At 45.3% G+C, this 276-nt stretch carries 1 protein-coding gene; it reads right to left on the bottom strand.

Going from position 1 to position 276, the window contains the following annotated elements; genetic code table 11:
* A partial coding sequence (locus tag KVT27_RS24465; protein ID WP_217582163.1) for a hypothetical protein occupies nucleotides 1-276 on the bottom strand: 276 nt, incomplete at both ends.

Raw genomic sequence — 276 nt, forward strand, 5'->3', positions numbered from 1 at the left:
TGAAGCTCAATCAGAAAATGGACTGCCCCCTTCATCAAAAAATGGTCTGCGCCTAGCTCACCTTGTTGCAGCTTATGAATGCGATCATTCACCTGCTCGAGCAGCCGGCGGTTATACTCCGTTTTGAAATCCCACACATTCCATCCGATTGAATTCCAACCATGATTCTGTACTTGCACTGCGAGCCATTCCATCTGAAGTACAGTTTGAATACCAGCAGATTGCTGAATATACGCATTGATTTGCGCTTCTAATCTTTTCTCCTCCTCCTCATTC

This window comes from Lysinibacillus sp. GbtcB16 (assembly GCF_019091145.1).
GTDB classification, from domain to species: Bacteria; Bacillota; Bacilli; order Bacillales_A; family Planococcaceae; genus Lysinibacillus; species Lysinibacillus fusiformis.